Source organism: Nostoc paludosum FACHB-159 (genome assembly GCF_014698835.1).
Taxonomy (GTDB): domain Bacteria; phylum Cyanobacteriota; class Cyanobacteriia; order Cyanobacteriales; family Nostocaceae; genus Nostoc; species Nostoc paludosum.
In genome coordinates this window covers 71711-90093 of the sequence record NZ_JACJTU010000031.1, presented here as the reverse complement: position 1 = coordinate 90093, position 18383 = coordinate 71711, and the positions used below count along the sequence as shown (strand labels likewise).

The 18383-nt window shown below is 39.6% G+C and carries 14 protein-coding genes and 1 CRISPR repeat array; of the genes, 5 read left to right on the top strand and 9 right to left on the bottom strand.

Features of this window, described 5'->3' with window-relative positions; all coding sequences use genetic code 11:
• On the bottom strand, positions 1 to 3360 hold a 3360-nt coding region (locus H6H03_RS26390; protein WP_190958016.1), incomplete at its 3' end, for an nSTAND1 domain-containing NTPase.
• Between the two features lie 210 nt (positions 3361 to 3570).
• On the opposite strand from H6H03_RS26390, the gene H6H03_RS26385 reads away from it, so the two are divergent.
• From H6H03_RS26385 to H6H03_RS26370, 4 genes are all read left to right on the top strand, one after another.
• Positions 3571 to 4041 carry a hypothetical protein gene (locus tag H6H03_RS26385; RefSeq protein ID WP_190958015.1) on the top strand — a complete coding sequence of 157 codons (471 nt, stop codon included), beginning with the start codon at positions 3571 to 3573 and terminating at the stop codon, positions 4039 to 4041.
• A 16-nt stretch (positions 4042 to 4057) separates the two neighbouring features.
• Positions 4058 to 5374, top strand: coding sequence for a hypothetical protein (locus H6H03_RS26380; protein WP_190958014.1), 1317 nt, complete (start codon positions 4058 to 4060; stop codon positions 5372 to 5374).
• A gap of 204 nt (positions 5375 to 5578) precedes the next feature.
• The gene (locus H6H03_RS26375) at positions 5579 to 5734 is read left to right on the top strand and encodes a hypothetical protein (RefSeq protein WP_313931921.1); all 156 of its coding nucleotides are present in this window, start codon (positions 5579 to 5581) and stop codon (positions 5732 to 5734) included.
• Positions 5735 to 5802: 68 nt separating this feature from the next.
• Positions 5803 to 6147: a hypothetical protein gene (locus tag H6H03_RS26370; RefSeq protein ID WP_242057997.1), complete on the top strand. Its 345-nt coding sequence runs from the start codon at positions 5803 to 5805 to the stop codon at positions 6145 to 6147.
• A 109-nt stretch (positions 6148 to 6256) separates the two neighbouring features.
• On the opposite strand, the gene H6H03_RS26365 is transcribed toward H6H03_RS26370, so the two are convergent.
• The gene (locus H6H03_RS26365; protein ID WP_190958013.1) at positions 6257 to 7009 is read right to left on the bottom strand and encodes an antirestriction protein ArdA; all 753 of its coding nucleotides are present in this window, start codon (positions 7007 to 7009) and stop codon (positions 6257 to 6259) included.
• A gap of 307 nt (positions 7010 to 7316) precedes the next feature.
• Between H6H03_RS26365 and H6H03_RS26360 the strand changes: the two genes are divergently transcribed.
• Positions 7317 to 7514: a hypothetical protein gene (locus H6H03_RS26360; RefSeq protein ID WP_190958012.1), complete on the top strand. Its 198-nt coding sequence runs from the start codon at positions 7317 to 7319 to the stop codon at positions 7512 to 7514.
• A 109-nt stretch (positions 7515 to 7623) separates the two neighbouring features.
• Positions 7624 to 10491: direct repeats of the CRISPR family, unit length 37 nt; unit sequence GTTTCAATCCCGCGAACGGGTTTCATTTATTTGAAAG.
• A 213-nt stretch (positions 10492 to 10704) separates the two neighbouring features.
• Here the strand turns inward: H6H03_RS26360 and cas2 are convergent.
• The 7 genes from cas2 to cas10d all read right to left on the bottom strand — a co-directional run bounded on the left by cas2 (position 10705) and on the right by cas10d (position 18291).
• Complete coding sequence (gene cas2, locus H6H03_RS26355; protein ID WP_190958011.1) at positions 10705 to 10998, bottom strand: CRISPR-associated endonuclease Cas2; 294 nt, start codon at positions 10996 to 10998, stop codon at positions 10705 to 10707.
• Positions 10995 to 11972, bottom strand: a complete 978-nt coding sequence (gene cas1d, locus H6H03_RS26350) for a type I-D CRISPR-associated endonuclease Cas1d (protein ID WP_190958010.1) — start codon at positions 11970 to 11972, stop codon at positions 10995 to 10997. The genes cas2 and cas1d overlap by 4 nt, the downstream gene beginning before the upstream one ends.
• Before the next feature lie 3 nt (positions 11973 to 11975).
• Positions 11976 to 12560, bottom strand: a complete 585-nt coding sequence (gene cas4, locus H6H03_RS26345; protein ID WP_190958009.1) for a CRISPR-associated protein Cas4 — start codon at positions 12558 to 12560, stop codon at positions 11976 to 11978.
• A 23-nt stretch (positions 12561 to 12583) separates the two neighbouring features.
• Positions 12584 to 13462 (bottom strand): CRISPR system precrRNA processing endoribonuclease RAMP protein Cas6, encoded by an 879-nt coding sequence (gene cas6, locus H6H03_RS26340; RefSeq protein ID WP_242057996.1) that lies wholly within the window; start codon positions 13460 to 13462, stop codon positions 12584 to 12586.
• On the bottom strand, positions 13431 to 14240 hold the full coding sequence (gene cas5d, locus H6H03_RS26335) for a type I-D CRISPR-associated protein Cas5/Csc1 (RefSeq protein ID WP_190958008.1): 810 nt from the start codon (positions 14238 to 14240) through the stop codon (positions 13431 to 13433). The genes cas6 and cas5d overlap by 32 nt, the downstream gene beginning before the upstream one ends.
• A gap of 78 nt (positions 14241 to 14318) precedes the next feature.
• On the bottom strand, positions 14319 to 15308 hold the full coding sequence (gene cas7d / locus H6H03_RS26330; protein WP_190958007.1) for a type I-D CRISPR-associated protein Cas7/Csc2: 990 nt from the start codon (positions 15306 to 15308) through the stop codon (positions 14319 to 14321).
• A gap of 61 nt (positions 15309 to 15369) precedes the next feature.
• Positions 15370 to 18291 carry a type I-D CRISPR-associated protein Cas10d/Csc3 gene (gene cas10d, locus H6H03_RS26325; protein ID WP_190958006.1) on the bottom strand — a complete coding sequence of 974 codons (2922 nt, stop codon included), beginning with the start codon at positions 18289 to 18291 and terminating at the stop codon, positions 15370 to 15372.
• Positions 18292 to 18383: the final 92 nt, after the last annotated feature.

Here is an 18383-nt window from a genome sequence, read left to right as displayed (position 1 = left end):
GGGGCTAAATGCTACGCTAATGACCGCAGAGCTATGTCCGTTGAGGGTAGAGATGAGTTTACCTGTAGCCGCATCCCAGAGTTTGACGCTATTGTCATCACTAGCAGAAGCAATGGTCTTGCCATCAGGGCTAAATGTTACGCCTCTTACCGCAGCGCTATGCCCGTTGAGGGTGGAGATGAGTTTACCTGTAGCCGCATTCCAGAGTTTAACGCTGTTGTCATCACTAGCAGAAGCAATGGTCTTGCTATCGGGGCTAAATGCTAGGCCTCTTACCGCAGAGCTATGCCCGTTGAGGGTGGAGATCAGTTTAGCTGTAGCCGCATCCCAGAGTTTGACGTTTTTGTCATCACTAGCAGAAGCGATGGTCTTGCCATCAGGGCTAAATGTTACGCCTCTTACCGCAAAGCTATGCCCGTTGAGGGTGGAGATCAGTTTAGCTGTAGCCGCATCCCAGAGTTTGACGGTTCTGTCATCACTAGCAGAAGCAATGGTCTTGCCATCGGGACTAAATGCTACGCCTCTTACCCCCTTGCTATGACCTTTGAGGGTGGAGATTTCTTTACCTGTAGCCGCATCCCAGAGTTTGACAGTTTTGTCATCACTAGCAGAAGCAATGGTCTTGCTGTCGGGGCTAAATGCTACATTAATGGCCGCAGAGCTATGCCCGTTGAGGGAGGAGATGAGTTTACCTGTAGCCGCATTCCAGAGTTTGACGCTGTTGTCATCACTAGCAGAAGCGATGGTCTTACCATTGGGGCTAAATGCTACGCTAATGACCGCAGAGCTATGTCCGTTGAGGGTAGAGATGAGTTTACCTGTAGCCGCATCCCAGAGTTTGACGCTATTGTCATCACTAGCAGAAGCAATGGTCTTGCCATTGGGGCTAAATGCTACGCTATTGACCGCAGAGCTATGCTTTTCCAAGCGGTTTCGTTCTAGGATAGTTTTGTAAAAAGCTCGCTTGAGTGCCACTACAGCTAGTTGCTTAGCCGCTTGTTCTAGATTTGACTCCTGAGGTGGTCTACCTAAAAGTTGTCTACCTGATTGTATAGCCGCAACAGTAGCCTCAAGTTGCCTGTTAGACAGTAGGGAAGTTTCAGAGATTTGCGCCAGAGCAATTACACCTTGGTGTTGCGCGACCTTAGCATTTTTGTGCGCGTTAGCCCATTGAGAAACAGCTAATCCAGCTAATCCAAGGGATATAGTAGCAAGTATAACTACAAATTGATTTCGCTGTTTCCTTTGTGCTTCTATTTTTATGCTTTCTTTCTCTTCTCGCTCAAGGCGATTTCGCAATTCTTGACTCTCCCGAATGTACTCCTCGGCTACCCCATTCAGCATTTGCCAATCACAAAATCTAGCTAAATACGCTTCTGCTACTGATAATCTGTCATCTTTTCTGAGGAAACCTGGCTTTTTCTCATTCTTATGCCAGTCTTGGGCTTCCGCTTCAATCTGTCGCTCAATGGCTATACCCAACTTATATTCCTCTTTCCAATCCCGCAACATTTGCCAATGGCGGATTAAGGCTTCGTGGACAACATCTAAAATTACATCCTGGGAATCCGGCTCATCTGTCTTTGTAATTAATCGTGCATCTTTATCGGCTAACTTCTCGCTCACCTGTTGCAAAAGTTCCAAAGAATGATGGGAATTAACCAACTCGCGTAAACGCACGCGCCGCCGTACATCTGTGGTTTCTCCCATTTGCGTCAATTCGAGAAAAATCCGCCGCGCCACAGTTTTTTGTGTAGGTGAAAGACTGTCGAAGACTTCATCGGCGCGTTTTTGTAGCGTTCCTTCAACCCCGCCTAAATCCTCATAAATTTTGAGGCTGAGAACCTCATCGCCTTGATTTCTTGACTCACGCCACAATTCTGTTAAGGTATATTGCAGCAAAGGCAAACTTCCGGGGTAATCTTCAACATCATTAATTAGTTGCTGTTTTAATCTTCCCTCTATGCCTAAACCTACCCAATTAGCCGGTTTAGTAATGGCTTCTTCAATTTCCTTACGGTTGAGGTGTTCAACGTTGATGTAAGGTTTATGGATTCTGCCCGCAAATTTCGGATATTCTCGCCATCTACCCCGAAAATCCGATCGCATCCCAATGAAAATATAAACGTTATCTGTGCAGTCAATTAATTCCCGCAAACAGTCAAAGAATCCCTGGCGCTGAGTGTCATCGCACATAGTAAAGCATTCTTCAAACTGGTCGATAATCAAAATGACTGGTGTCTTTAATGCTTTTAACCTCTCGCCGATGACATGGGCAATATTTTCTGTTGTCTCTGGAAGGGAAAGATTCGGCAAGGAGAGTGCAAAAGCCTCTTGTAAACTTTTAACAGGAGATTCTTTAGGCGTAAAGGGAGTAATATAAGTCCAGGCATCGCTTCCTGGAATCTCTTGTCCTAGCTTCAGTTGGTAGAGTAACCCAGCCCGTAACAAAGATGATTTTCCACTACCAGAACCGCCTAATACAGCAACTAGGCGATGCTGTTCTCTAACCTGTTGAATCAATTGCCCAGTTAGCGCACTGCGCCCATAAAAAACCTCAGCATCTTCCTTAGTCTCGGTAAAATACGACAGAGAACGATAAGGACACTTATCCTGAAAGCTTTTTTGAGAAAACTTAGTTGTCAGCAGAATTGCTCGTGGAGAATTGGCAATTAACGGGCGCTGAACTGTATCAGGCATTCGGCTGATAATGAAATCTGCCAATTTATGGCTATTGATGATCCCATCTGGGTCATTTTCCGGGTTTAATCCTGCAAGTAAAGTCTGCGTCAACAACCCTTGGGTGTGGGGAATTTCTACTCCAGTTTCATAGGAACGGGTTGCAGTAATGAAACAGTAGTCTTTGTCTGTGGGAATATATTTCAGCAATTCACCACTATAGCAGCAATCTAGCCAAACAATGACTCGTTTAGCCTGACTTATTTGCAACTGCTCTCCCAACAAACTTAGAGGTATACCATAAATTTCTGCCTTAGGTAGGGCATCACTTGTAGCTAGAAATACTTCTTCCTTCCCCGCCACAGTTCTGCACCACCCATGTCCTGAAAAGAAGAACAAGGCTGTTTCTGGACTGGGGTTAGGAGGAGGAGGATTGAAAAGATTAGCGATCGCTTCTCGTAATTCTTGTACCTTTACCGCCGCTTGGCGATCGATTTTACTTTCTCCCTTGTGGTTTAAAGTCCCCGGTAAACACTGAACGCGAAAAGGCCTATAACCATATTTTTCTAATTGTCCAGCAACTTTTTCTGCATCTTCAGCTGCTGCTGTTAGCGGCTTTAGGCTGGTGTACTCTGGGTAATAATTAATTCCAATAACTTGAGCCGCCCATTCCGATGCCATTTGTTCTACCTAACTAACCCTGAGAACTTTTTTAATTAACTATAGACAAGATTGATTTTATGCATAAACAAGGTATAATTGGAAGCATTTTACTTAATAAATTATTCTTTCTAGAAATAGAAAGTCAAAATTAAAAATCAAATATCTGCTGTAATCATCTCACTTAAATTATTGTTTATACTAGCCGTAGTGAGTTTGGAATAAAAACCTATGACGACAAAAACAGACAAGACTATCATAGCTTTTCTCCTTGCGTTGCAAGACTTAAACACTTCCCTCAGCGCCCAAGAAAAACAGAATCTACAGGAAGTAGCCAAGCAATTAGATACTCAACCCAGGGCATGGGAATCCCATATTGAAGAAAGTTTGTTAGAGATAATTTTCGCCAATGGTGAATTAAATAAATTTTATAAATATTATCAATCTCAATTAAAAAATGTAGAAAAAATTCCTCATGATTTACTACCTAACGAAGCAGAAATTAGTAGCCTCATTACTCGCGATAAATTAGGTATAGCTAAAGGTTTTAAACCAAATTCTGAAGCTACAGGCTACGAAAGGCAACTCAATAATGTAGTAGTCATTATTGGTAATTCTGAAAAACCAGAAGAAACAGTTAAACAAGCCATATTTTTAGGAAAGTTAAAACAATATTTAACTCAATCCAACCCCTCAAATTAGTTTTTATTATGTTATTATGACCGATTTAATTTATCCTACACTCGATTTATTTTTATATGCTTTAAAAACATCTTTAAACACAACTGATGCAGAAACACAAAAAAGTAAAGCAGCTTTTTTAGCTCAATTATCGCATAATATTCAATTCAACGATCCTGAAATTGAAACTGAGTATTTGGAGCTTACCCATCCCGCCCAAATTAACTTAATTTCTAACAATAAAAGTATAGAAGGATACTATTATCCCGTTAGATTAAATGATACTTATGGCTTACAAATAGATTGTTCTATTAATAATCAAACTGAGACTCAACCAGCTAAGTCTTTTGCAATTTTAAAAACAGAAATCGAACAAAAACTCAATAAAGAACTGGCTACAATTGGAAAAACCTGGTTGCTGTCTGGTTGGCTACCAGAAAATTCCTCTCAGAATTATGAAGATATTGCCAAAGATTGCTATTATGCTTTATTTAAAGATACTTCTTGGCAACCAAAAAAAGGTACTTTTTTAGATGGGAAAGTTTTTGAAATATGGCGTTCAGAAATTAAAAATTGCAACCAAAACAAAGTACCTAATGCTTTAAACAGTCACGAACGTCATGTAATTATTGCTATTTATCCTGATCGGGAAAGTGCACAACAAGCTGCGGAATTTTATAAAGATTGGATGGGCTTATTTTGTTATCGAAGTAAGATTTCATGGGCTTATCAGCAAAGCCGTTTAGTCAAAGAATCTCTGCTCAATCATTATAAAAAAATAGAAGAAAATAGAAGAATTACCAATCAAAATCATTATTGGAAAGAAAAACAGAATATTACCAATTCTCGCCAGATTTTAAGCAATATTGATAATATTCTCCAACAATATACAATCGATTTACTAAACCTATCTTTTCAAAAAGCAATTATTGAAATTAATTTATCTAATTATCAAATACGTTTAGATTTGATTAAAGAAAAAGCAGGCCAGAAGAATCAGTTAGATTTTTTAGAAAAATTTAGCGAAATAGCCAATAAAAAATATCTAGCACAAATTACAAAAGATATCGAAAATATGCAGCTTGGCTTGCAACTTTTAGAAGATACAATTAACGCTACTCGTAGTCGCATAGAAGTTGAGAAAGCAGAACGAGAGCGTAACTTCCAAGAGCTTGTAGCTGTTGCTGGTGCTGGAATAGCAACCATATCTTTAGTAAGAGAAACTGCAAAAGATTGTAAAGATGTTTTTAGTAAAGTTAGCTTCTTTTGCAACTACCCTTTAAGTGCCAGTTTAATAGTTGGAATCATTGTTAGTTTTGTGGTTTGGTGGCTGAGAAAACGATGGCGATACTGAGAATATCTAATCTTATGTAATTGCTTATTGAAATTTATTTTTTAATTCCTTGTTGCAAGGAGTAATCTCTTCTTTCAGGGGATAAGGTATACCAAGGTGGTAAAAATATTACTACCCCTCATAAAAGAAAACAAAAAAAGAATTAACCAGCAACAGAAAGATGAAAATAAGGCTTGATCTAGTAATCGCATATTTATCGAGCATTTGATTCGCTTGCTTAAGATATTTCGCATAGCATCACAAATACTTCGCTTAAAAATTGATACTTACGAGCAGATTATCTTAACAGTTTGTGGGTTAGTTAGGCATAGAAAGAGGCAGTTTAGTTTTACCAAATTAGCTGCCAGCAATAATCACTAACTATCTCAAACCCTTATAACTGCGTTTTCGCAAAAATATCAAAGTTTTGTCTCAAAGCTTTGTACACTTTGGCTTTGGAGTTTTCGGACAAGTCTAATGAATCTCAGCAATGGATTGAGGCTGAACAAAAACGTTCTCAACTGAGGAGTCAGCGATCGCAGCAATTTAAACTCAATTTAATTTACTTTGCACGCTGGATTGGCTCAGGGTGGAGAGGTTGGTTATTTTATCTGGGATCGTTTGGAATTTACATATCTTTGGGTTTTGCTTTGGGTGTTAACTTTCCTTCTGCGATCGCCTGTCCCAATACCAAAAGTTACTGCTACCTTTTGCGGTTAGATAAAGAAACTGTGGTCATCCCTAGTAATTACATCAAACAAACATCTCCAAAAAAATCCAGTCGTCAACGTTAATTAATGAGGCTGTTTTTAAGACTGACAAATAATTTTTCTCAAAATTGATTGGTCAATTGGTCAGTTTTTAAATATAAAGGGGTAGTTAACAACTACCCCATTGATTTTATTAGTGGCGACTAAAAACGTAGACTTTGTTGTAACTTTCCTCTACTGAATAGTAGGAGTCAATAAACCAATCACGGGCTATTGCTTCAAAATTCAGGTAGAAGCTAGGAATACCCATATTTTCTAAGTTTTTAATCAATCCCTGTTCTTCGAGTTGGTCATAAACAAAATCCTCTGCACTTTCGTACTCACCCCAGTAATGTTCTTGAAAATCTTCTACACTAGCATCACTACTGTCATACTCATAATAAGCGGCGTAGGCTGCGCCATGCTCTGATAATATTTGAGCAAGTTCGGCTAGTTTTTCTATGCTTTCGTATTCATCAATGTGAATACCATGCCAGTTTTGAAAATCATGGATTGCCCACTCTTCACAAGCTTCGTAATTACGGCAGGGTGACCAAGATAACATCCATTCAATGTCTTGTTGAATGTTATCTGCTTCTTGTGTACAGTCAATCCACATCCCGTGTAAAAAGCCGTTGTTGTAAGCCGATAAACAAGCTACATAAATCTGTGGTGCATCATCATCAAGACATTCACGCTCATGCTTGGGAAATGGAAGCAAACAGCTTGCACCTTCTTCTATTGGTAAATCAACACCAGCTAAACTAATTGCTAACTCTACTGCCCGTTTTTCTTGGCAAGGAACTATTAAAAGGTTGCCTTCAAGGTGGCAGTTGTCAACTTGTTCGGCTACTAATTGAGCATCTAGTTCTGAGCGAAATATTAGGGTGTTAGAAAACAAATTCATGTGTTAGAATCCTTTTAGCATTGAAACTCAGAAAAAGCACCTTTAGATTGGTCGTCGGGGGTGCTTTTTCTGTTGTGTATGTAAGAGTTTTGGACTTGGCGCTACATCTGAAATTTCACGTTGGGCGTTCCGGTTCCGTTACCGGGAGTTTTTGTGGCGCTCCGTTCCTATTCCTTACTCTTTTATTATCCCATATATATATGGGTTTATTATCAGAATCTGGATATTTTATGATTAAAATAACTAATTTATTGCCATATATATACGGGCTTTGCTAGGATAAGCTTATATAAAAAGGCTCATTGCTATGGAAAGAAATGATATTGCTACTCGCTTTCAGTCAAAAGGAGTAGGAGTAAAATCTGGAGCGAAACCTATATCGGTACTGTTGCCAGACGAGTTAGATACTTATGTGCGTAACAAACCCAACCGTTCTGAATGGCTCCGGCAAGTTATAGCTGAGGCTGTGGCGAAAGAGCAAGCTTTAGCTTCCCAAGAAGATTGATTGTGAATTTTGTCCAGGCGATCGCTGCATTCGTGTATCTGTAATTTTTGATGAACCAGCGCAGTTTAGAAGGCTTGTGAAGAATTTAGGAGCCATTGTTGTCTGTAAAGTTTCAATCCCGCGAACGGGTTTCATTTATTTGAAAGTTGGGAATTCCAATATTGAGTGTCGCCATATTTCCAGGTTTCAATCCCGCGAACGGGTTTCATTTATTTGAAAGCAATATCACGGGGCTTGAGATATTCGTCTGAGATTTGTTTCAATCCCGCGAACGGGTTTCATTTATTTGAAAGTTTTCAGTAGAGTAAATTTGTACTAGCTAGGTTTGTTTCAATCCCGCGAACGGGTTTCATTTATTTGAAAGAATTAATGGGGCAGTCATCCGACATAAAACCAAGTGTTTCAATCCCGCGAACGGGTTTCATTTATTTGAAAGCTGAGATGCCAAAGTGTATTTCTTATTTTGTCGATCCGTTTCAATCCCGCGAACGGGTTTCATTTATTTGAAAGACTAGAAGCGATGAAACTAGAATCTGGAAAACAATAGTTTCAATCCCGCGAACGGGTTTCATTTATTTGAAAGAGTTGGGAGTTGGATGAATACGTATTCATTCTGGATGTTTCAATCCCGCGAACGGGTTTCATTTATTTGAAAGCTGAGTGTGCCTGGCTATATTTCTGGTAGATATTAGTTTCAATCCCGCGAACGGGTTTCATTTATTTGAAAGCGGGCGATCGCCATTCAATATTCAGTACTAAAAGCGATGTTTCAATCCCGCGAACGGGTTTCATTTATTTGAAAGAATCCTTTGTTTGTATTTCAAGACCGAACTTACTAGTTTCAATCCCGCGAACGGGTTTCATTTATTTGAAAGGTGAAGTTCTTTTGCTTTGGTACTCAAATCAACGTTTCAATCCCGCGAACGGGTTTCATTTATTTGAAAGCTTACACGGTTGATTATTTTACTCATGTTCAACCATGTTTCAATCCCGCGAACGGGTTTCATTTATTTGAAAGTCTTTGCGCTCTATAGCGTCAATAGATTTAACTTCTTGTTTCAATCCCGCGAACGGGTTTCATTTATTTGAAAGGTAGTCTGCTACAGACCTACTAAGCCTACTGCTGGTGGTTTCAATCCCGCGAACGGGTTTCATTTATTTGAAAGCAAGTATTGCTTTCCCTTTCATTGACGAACTCCAAAGGTTTCAATCCCGCGAACGGGTTTCATTTATTTGAAAGTAAGAAAACTATTAGGTGATATTAAATTATCTCAAGTTTCAATCCCGCGAACGGGTTTCATTTATTTGAAAGATAAGAGAGTAAGAAAAATAGATATTTTCATTGCATTGTTTCAATCCCGCGAACGGGTTTCATTTATTTGAAAGATTTAGTATTTAATAAATGCTGAAGCTTCTCTTTGTTTGTTTCAATCCCGCGAACGGGTTTCATTTATTTGAAAGCCGACCCCTAAGTAGTTGCACAGATGGATTGGTAGTTTCAATCCCGCGAACGGGTTTCATTTATTTGAAAGTTAAAGCTAGGAACAAGCCAATCAAGCTTCCAGGTTTCAATCCCGCGAACGGGTTTCATTTATTTGAAAGCGAACAGCGTCGTTTAATATGACCCTTTGTTCTTGTTTCAATCCCGCGAACGGGTTTCATTTATTTGAAAGCCAATGCTGCGGCGATCGCACCAGTAGCATTTACCCGTTTCAATCCCGCGAACGGGTTTCATTTATTTGAAAGCAAACACAGTTTCCGCCTAAAGCTAAAATAAAAGGTTTCAATCCCGCGAACGGGTTTCATTTATTTGAAAGCCACGCCACTTGGCTAAGTTCCCCGGCGCGGAAAGTTTCAATCCCGCGAACGGGTTTCATTTATTTGAAAGCTAACAGTAGGAGAAGAAAAGCTAGTCAAAGTAGTTTCAATCCCGCGAACGGGTTTCATTTATTTGAAAGTATTAGAACTTAGTAAAGCTGAGCTTATAAAAAGTTTCAATCCCGCGAACGGGTTTCATTTATTTGAAAGCACAGCCAGATTGGTTTTGATATACTTCCAAAGCGAGTTTCAATCCCGCGAACGGGTTTCATTTATTTGAAAGCTTAAGAAAATGGGGAGTTAAAAACTCCCCATTTACCGTTTCAATCCCGCGAACGGGTTTCATTTATTTGAAAGTCAGGCTTGAAGCCGTTAACATCAAGATAATCTAAGTTTCAATCCCGCGAACGGGTTTCATTTATTTGAAAGCTAACTAGAGTATTAATCAATATCGAAACACAAGTGTTTCAATCCCGCGAACGGGTTTCATTTATTTGAAAGTTAAATTATGGATTCAGTGCGATCGCAAACTGAAGTTTCAATCCCGCGAACGGGTTTCATTTATTTGAAAGCAAGCAAACCGCATCGCCCCAATATTTCCGACTGGTTTCAATCCCGCGAACGGGTTTCATTTATTTGAAAGTTTTGCTGCCTTATATCAGCAGTTCGCCGCAGTATTGGTTTCAATCCCGCGAACGGGTTTCATTTATTTGAAAGGTTATTAGCTAAATACTTGAATAAGTCTACTGTGTGTTTCAATCCCGCGAACGGGTTTCATTTATTTGAAAGTTCTATATAAAGGCACAGATTGAACTAATAAGCTATATGGTTTCAATCCCGCGAACGGGTTTCATTTATTTGAAAGTAGTCTTATTTGGCGGCGATGTTGTCCGCGATGCCAGTTTCAATCCCGCGAACGGGTTTCATTTATTTGAAAGACAAGGAAGCCTTTTCTAAATAGCAAGCATGGAAATGTTTCAATCCCGCGAACGGGTTTCATTTATTTGAAAGTCAACGATCTGACTGAAGAGTTTGGACATAAAGATAGTTTCAATCCCGCGAACGGGTTTCATTTATTTGAAAGCTATAAATCTCTTAGAAAGAGAAAAGAATGCTCGTAATGTTTCAATCCCGCGAACGGGTTTCATTTATTTGAAAGCCAGCCAGCCAGAAGCTAATGACAGAGCCATTCCCGACACCATTTTTGGCAGGTCTACTTTAAAAGTCCATTTCCGGCATTTATAACTAGGCTCTATGTTCGTACTTGAACTGCTGAAACTATTAAATTGTCAAGGTTCTGTCGATTTGGCGGGAGGTGGGGGTTTTTGCCCGTACTTTGCCCTGCCAAAATTTTGCTTGTATCATATTAGCATCATAGTATTATCGTTTCTTGCTGTCGTGGTTGCTCCGAACCATAGGTAATAGTCTTACGTACTGCTCCAGCATCTAAAACATAAATACGTACTGAATCTTCAGATGGCTTGATCAAGCTCTCAACTTGCACCTTCAATTTAGCAAACTGCACAGTATTTAAAAAACATTCAAACACACTGTACTGCGTCCAAGTTCCATAGCCAGAAAGCATTTTATGTAGTTTTGTTCGTCGCTTGTTTGCCTTTTTATTATCAGGCAAATCATAAATTATGAGGTAGAACAAAGTAGTCATCGTAGTGTCAGGGCTTTATAGGGAACTCCTTCCTGTAAATGTCGGCTCAATAAACGTGCTTGCAACTCGATTGCACGACGATAGCTGCAACGATAGCCAAAGGTAGGATGCTTAAATTCATCGTTCATTTTTCGCTCCCATGCCTGTAAAAACTGTTTGCGTCCGCTTTCTGAAAGTCGATACGCACCAAGATGATCTGTAAAATCGTCGGGCTTAATTTCCTTATGACTAATGACCGAAAGTATTAAGTTATCAGCAACGAGAGGACGAAATTCTTCCATCAAATCAAGAACCATTGCAGGCTGTCCTCTAGTAGCTTCGTGCAGATAACCAACATAAGGGTCTAAACCAGCCATGTGTACAGCAGCAGTTACTTGTACTTGCAAAAGACCATAAGCAAATCCCAGTAAAGCATTGATTGCATCTGTTGGAGGACGACGATTTCTGCCGTTAAATGACCATTGTTCCTCAAGCATAGCCGACCAAGCAGCAAAATATTCTCGTGCAGCTAATCCTTCAACACCACGTACTTCGTCAAGAGTTGTCTGTTCTTTAACTAGCTGTTTGCGAGATTTGAGAGGATTATCTTTCTGGTCGTGGCGGTATAAAACACTATGTTGATTTTGAATCTTGCCAATAACAATAGTTTTGACAATCTCCAAACGATGGGCTGTGTCATAATAAGCAGCATACTGCGCCAGCCGTAATTGACCATTACGAGAATACCCTGGAAGAGCCGACCCCAAGTATTTACCAAAGCCAGAAAGATAATGTACAGGCATCCCTAGTTCCAAAGCGTAGACCAAGGCATCACCAGTGATCTGCGGATTTCCCATCAATACAACTTGTTCGACAGTTTGAGCGGGAACTGATTTCTTCTCCCAGCCGCCATCTTCCTGTTTTAAGGCAACTTTAAAAGCTTCGGCAGCTTTACTAAGTACTGCATCAGGTTGAGTTACATAAAGAATAGACATGATTTAGACCTCAAGGCGTAGTTTTTTGATTTCTTTCGGCAAGCAGATTTTCTGTAAGCTGCAATCTTGGCACTTTTTAGGGTGGTCTATTGGTGAAGGCATTATGCCACCTATAGCAGCCCGCGCTGCTGAGATTGCTTGTTCTGTGGCTTGTCGTAATGCAGATGAAAAATCTACACGTTCACGGCGCCGATTGGCATAGTAAAAAATTTCGCCGTAAGGAATAGAGCCTCCTGTACGCTCTTCTAGGCACAAAGCCGCACCGCACAATTGAAAATGATCGCTCTTGTGGTTGGCCATACGTCCCTTTTTAAATTCCAAAGGGATTAATTGGTTATCTTTTTCTTCCACCGCATCGATAATGCCATTAACCAAAAGGCGATCGCTCCATACCCACTGATGTCGGTAAACTACTTTGTCGCCTTCAACATTCTTGCCTTCGTCATCAACATTACGGTGCAGATGACGGCCAATGATAATGTGTTCATTATCTGCATTTTCCCCTAGCTCGTATTCAAGAAAGAAACGACGAGGACAATATTCCCAAGCATTTAGATAAGCTAGGGGAAGATAGTATTGTTCGTTCATAGTCTATTAGAAAATACAAATTGTTAATTACGAACTGGTAAGGGTTTAGAGACTTTAGACTGCTTTGGTTTGGGCGGCTTTTGCAATACACTTGTTCCCAAAGCCAGTTGTGTCTGCCCCATCCCCATTGCAGTTTTACGTCCTACCCCAGCAAAGAAAGCAAAATTTGCCAAAATAGTGGCAATCCGAGCCGTTTCAGGGCTACTAAATCGGTAGCGAACCCAACCCTGCGCCCCAACTTCTGTACCACCTTCCATTTTGAGCGCATAGGTTTTGAGGTCGTAGGCTGAAACCAAAGCATTCCATTCGCAATTTGGGAGATGATATTGTTCTGGTGCAAAAATATTCCACCGTCGATGCAGCGAGTTAAACACTAGTTCTGGTAAGGGAAAAGTTTGTACTCCTTGATTTTGCTTGAAACTAGTAGGAGAAAGAAAATGTATTTCAATATCTGTCAAAACTTGCGTTGGGTGTGACAATAACCCATAATCAGCTGCGCCTGCTAATTGATGCGTCCCTGGCAATGCATATATATTGCGTAATACAAACGGAAAATCACCTAGTACTATAGATTGAGTTTCTGACTGTTCAAACCCGCGCATTAAAGGTTCAACTAAACTACCGTCTAGTAAACCAATCCGAAAATAAAAATAATCTCCTACATGCACACCAGTCGGACGGCGGTTTCCTAATAAACCTGAAATTGTTAATGGTGAATTTTGACTGGCATGGATAGTTTCAGCAACAGATGGGCTTGCTGCTGCAAACCATTTAAGTACTAGTGCGTGCAATGCGCGAGATAAAGTAGGTGGTATATCTCCTACATCCGCAGCTGCCAATTCAACAACTATTGAATGCAATGTAGAAAATTTATGCTGTTGCGGCAACATTTCCTGCTCCATAAAATACTCCTGTAGGTAAATAAATTTCTTCTGGCAGTTGTTGATATTGCTGCTCAGTTAATGTTAATTTAAAAGCTTGCCAATCATCTTTTTTAGATTCTTCACTCTTTTTAGCTACTAAATATGCACCGTTTAACTGTGCCTGACTTACCAAACTTGCAGGAGGCATAACAATCCGGTTATAAAGTAATATTCGAGTATTACTTGGTAAATCCAAAGGGTTTAGAGGATGTAAACAGGTGTAATCACCAGATTTAGTTTGTATAACTTTATCTGGAATTTTTACAGCTTCAACTCTGACTTTTGCAGCCCATTTACCCAAACGTATCCAATGCGGTATTTTGATAGTTTCAGGAGCAATAATATAGGTACGATATATGCTCCCAACAGCTATTTCTTTAGCCCGTCCGTAATTAATTGGATAATTTTTATCTGCACCTTTATCGCCGAACTGTTTGGATTTGCCATAATAGCCAACTTGAGCAGCTTTAAAGGTATTGATTTGATATGACCAATTGATAGGTTGAGCAGGAAATACATAAATTCCCGCTTGGTTTAGATGCAGGAGATTTTGTTCAGCACTGGCATCTAAATATGTTGGTTTTTGAGCCAATTCTCCTTGTAGCCGATATGGTTGGGGAATGTAATTAATTGCAAAAAGTGCAAAGCTTAGTCCCCAATTATGTAAATATTTTTCTGTTTCATAGAGAATGCCCATCTCCCGCGTGGCAAAGAAAACATTATCATGTAGCGTCAAAGTGCAATGATAGAGTGCCATAGCAAAATCCTTTAATTCTCTTGAAATTTGGGTTAAGGTGGAGCGTTCACCTTAACACCAAGAAGTAGTAGTTAATCCTTATTTACCTTTCTTCTTCAATGCTCCAAATGATTCTGCATAGGCTTTGGTTTGTCCGTAGAGTGCATTTATTGTTTCTACTAAACGAGTTTCATCTTGATACAATGCACTGACTTCATCTAACAATTCTTCCAATTGCGAACCAAACAGCCGCTTTGTTGTACGTACAGGTTCATCGTTCAGTAAATTATTTGCCACTTCTTCTACCTTCTGCAAAATATCAGCAATCGGAGCATCACCCTTCAAGGCATCATAAAGTGCTTGAGTGTAATGTAAGTTGCTAAAGATTTCGCCATCGCAAAATACAATTCCTGCAATGTAGTTTTTCATTGTCCCGGTGCGTGATTCCTGTGCGCCATAACGTTTAGTACGCAGCAAGTTACCCAGAACATAGATAAAACCTTCGTAGGTAGGGTCGCGCAGAGTTTCAACTGTAGGGAATGTTACTTCTGGAATAACATGGTCTAATTCATTGATACTGCTACGCATTTCTCCTGCTTCACTCATTGTTCCGCCTTCAAAAGGAGCATTAAAGGTAAAGCTGCGGTGTGATTCCTCGTAAGCACTTAGAGAAAAAGCCGAGTCGGAGTATACTTTAGAACGTTCTGACCCACTATCGCCGATCGCAAATCCATAGATAATACAATCAGGGCATTTTTTACAGGATTTTTCGCCGTTATATTCGCAGTATTTATCTTTGTTGCTTTCGTCGGTGCTAGTAAGATTCAAACTACGAAGTAATTCGCGTCCAGCAAGTCGTTCGGGGGTGGTTTGTTTACGTTTGAACATTACCAAACGGCTGATTTGTTTTTTGCTTTCATCTGTAGTTCCTAAACCGGCTTGCGTGCGTGCAGTGTTGAGAATTCCATCTGTTTGGAATACTGGGAATGATTGGCTATGACGTAGCATGATGAAGTGGATATATTTACCAGAAGCCAAGCGAGGAAATACAGATTGAAATTCGGGTTGTAATTTTTTAAGAATGCCCATGATTTGTTCCTATTCGTTAATGATTTTGAGCGCGTAAAGGTGCAGAGAGAATGACAGAAAATTAGGATGCTTTAGCAGACTTTTCTTGCAAAGCTAACCAACGGTAGGCAAATTCCGCTCCGGATTTAATGCGGTTGCGGTTTTCTTGTAATAAAGCGCGATCGCCTTTATAAAGTTCGAGAAATAATTCCCGGACACAGGTTGTCATAAATGTATGAATCGCTGTTAATTCGCGTTCTAGTCTTGTGGCTTTATCAACTGATTTATCCATCATTAAAGGGCGTTTATAGACTTCTTGACGCTCTAAAGCATCTTGAATTTGTCCAGAAGCTTGTAATATTAAATCATCAACATCAACTTGTTGGGGAACTGATAAAATCATTTCCAATGCTTTGGATAGTGGTAGTAAAATTGTGTGGCTAGATTCACCGAGATTTGCTTGATAAAATACTCGGTATTGTTGCACGATTTTTTCCGTAATTTTCATAATATACGCTCCTTGGTTTGTAGCTGAATTATCTTGTTTTACCCAGGCTTGGGCATATTGCCAATAACGTTTAACTTCTTCTTGGCTGGGTATATCTCGTTTATCACGTCGCAATCCTTCTGTAGCTAAAGCAAAAATATTGAGTACATTTGTTGTCACCTCGCGCACTGTTTTAATCAAATCTCGCCATTTAGCATCGGGGGGAGAACTACGAGTATCTAAATGTAGACTATAGGCAAATAAAAGCCGTTGCATAGCATTTTGAAAATCTTGGATTCGCAGAGAATTAGACAATCCCAGCAAATTCCAAAATGATGCAGGTGCATCGAGAATTACAGATTCTCTAAAATCGCGATCGCTGTTATAAAGGGGAACTGAACTACTAGTAGCTATAACTTTTACTCCGAGTAAAATTGGTAGCGATAAAGCTAGGAAAGCAGGTTGTACCCATGCATCTGTAAGGGTTTTACCCCTGGTAGTTGTGTAATTCATTGCCATAAAAGGCAAGTCTTCTTTATTGTATTTATCGTTGTGAAAGCGTCCAGAGGTAGCTTCTTCTGTTAACCAAGCAACTGATTGCAAAGCATTGATATTCATTTTTTGTTCTAACCATTGCTTGCGAACATCCCAGAGATTAATCTGTTTCATATTGTTCACTAACAATTTGATAGCTGCTGCTGTTTGGGGAGAATAAACATAAGCGGGGAAGATATATAAAAATACTGGTTGTTGTTCTTCTAACTTGCCAGCAGGGACAGCCCAAAAAGCTTGACGCATTAACATTTCTAAGGCATATATTTTGGAAATTCCGCGTTTAATTTGTCTCCCTCCCAAAGCATTTTTATTACTATATTGCTGTGGTTTAAATAACACGACAGAATCCATTTGGTCTTCTGATGCAAATTCACCGGAACTTAAGGAACAAATTGGTTGTTTGGCGGCTTTGGTTTTGGCATCAGCATAAGCTATAAATTCAGCACTGAATGACGGATAATTGCTTGACCAGCCTTTAACTTCTAAATATTGCGTTAAGTATTGAAAGAAAATTTCACGAGTAGGGCTAGAATGTAAGGGAAGTAAGTTGTTCTCACTTGCCCAATTTGCTAAATCTTCTGCCCAAATTTCCATTTGTTCTAAAATTTCTTCTGGTTTTAAAGTTGCATGAGTAGCAACATAATAAGCAGCTGCATGATACCAGCCATATTTTACGCCTCCCGATTGGATTTGGGTTTGTTCGGGTGTGATTTTGTCTTGTACTCCTAATTTATTTAGTATCCAATTCATGTATGCTGGCGAATTTCCAAAAAACTCTTTTTCAGCCAGAAAAATAAATTCAGCGATTCTATCAGCACGAATATCTGCACCTTGATTCAGAAATTCTCGCTCAGTTGCACTTAAATCTAATTTTTCTAAACGTTTGGGTGTAGCAGGGTCTTTAATATTTGCTACTTTGACCTCAATTACCCGTGGTAATTTGGGAATTAATTCTTCTGGCGCAAATAATTCTAAGGTTTGGGGTGCAACTTTTAAGCCTTTACCTTCTCGCTTAAAACCAATATCGCCACCCATCATTTTATCTGCTAAAACTCCACTAATTTGCTGCCAAATAAATTCTTGAAGTTGTTGAATATCTGGAGTTTCGCTATTTGGTGGTGCTAGGTAAATTACACCTTGGGCAAAAAATAAAATTGGTTCCCAATCGAGTTGTTTAGCAAAAAGAATTGTGGCGTTATGAATACCGTTACTGACAATCCCGATGGTATCTCGCAAGCGATGATAAACCAAACTTTTGTTAATATTTAAACGTCGCAATTGTTCCCGCAACCTATCTCCTCTGGTTTGAGTATCGATATCGCCAGGGTCAGTGAAATGGACTGCAATATCACCAAAAGCTAGCAACCGACGCAGGGGATTTTCTAAACGACGACGGTCTTTAATTTTGGGTACAGGCCAGTTAGCAGGGTAAATATTTGTGCTAGCTTTATTTTGGGTATTTTGTGCTAAATAAGCAATTTCTATTAAATATTCTTGCCATTCTGACCAAAATAATTGGAAGTTGAGCTTTTCGCCTAAATCACGACAGAGATTGAGAATTTCTGTAACTTCAGAATTTTTCGGTGTTTCTTCTCCTTGTCCGTTGCGATATTTGTTGTAGTCGTGCAGAGTTAAACCTAAACAAAGGAGATATTTTTCAGTTTCTGATAAAGGTTGGGGTAAATATTTGCTGATGTTCCAAGCTGTAAGTAAACCATTGAGAACATGAACTAGCAAATTTTGGTCGGCACGATTCGACCAATTTTGAGCTTTGTCTTGAGTAAATCTATCTTCTAATTGAGACAATCGTTGATAATGCGCCTCATAAGTTCCACCTAAAGCAGAAATTGTGGCAAATTCTTTTTCGATATATGGTAGTAATTTCTCAATATAGGAATGTAAAATTGGGTCTGTATCTTGTGGAAGGGTTTCGATGAGGAGAGTTTGTAGTAGGGTAGACATAATTAAGTCAAAAGTCAAAAATCAAAATTCTAGATTTAACAGTCAACACTTCTTGAAGCTCTCAGTGCGGCGCAGTCAACAGTTAACACTTC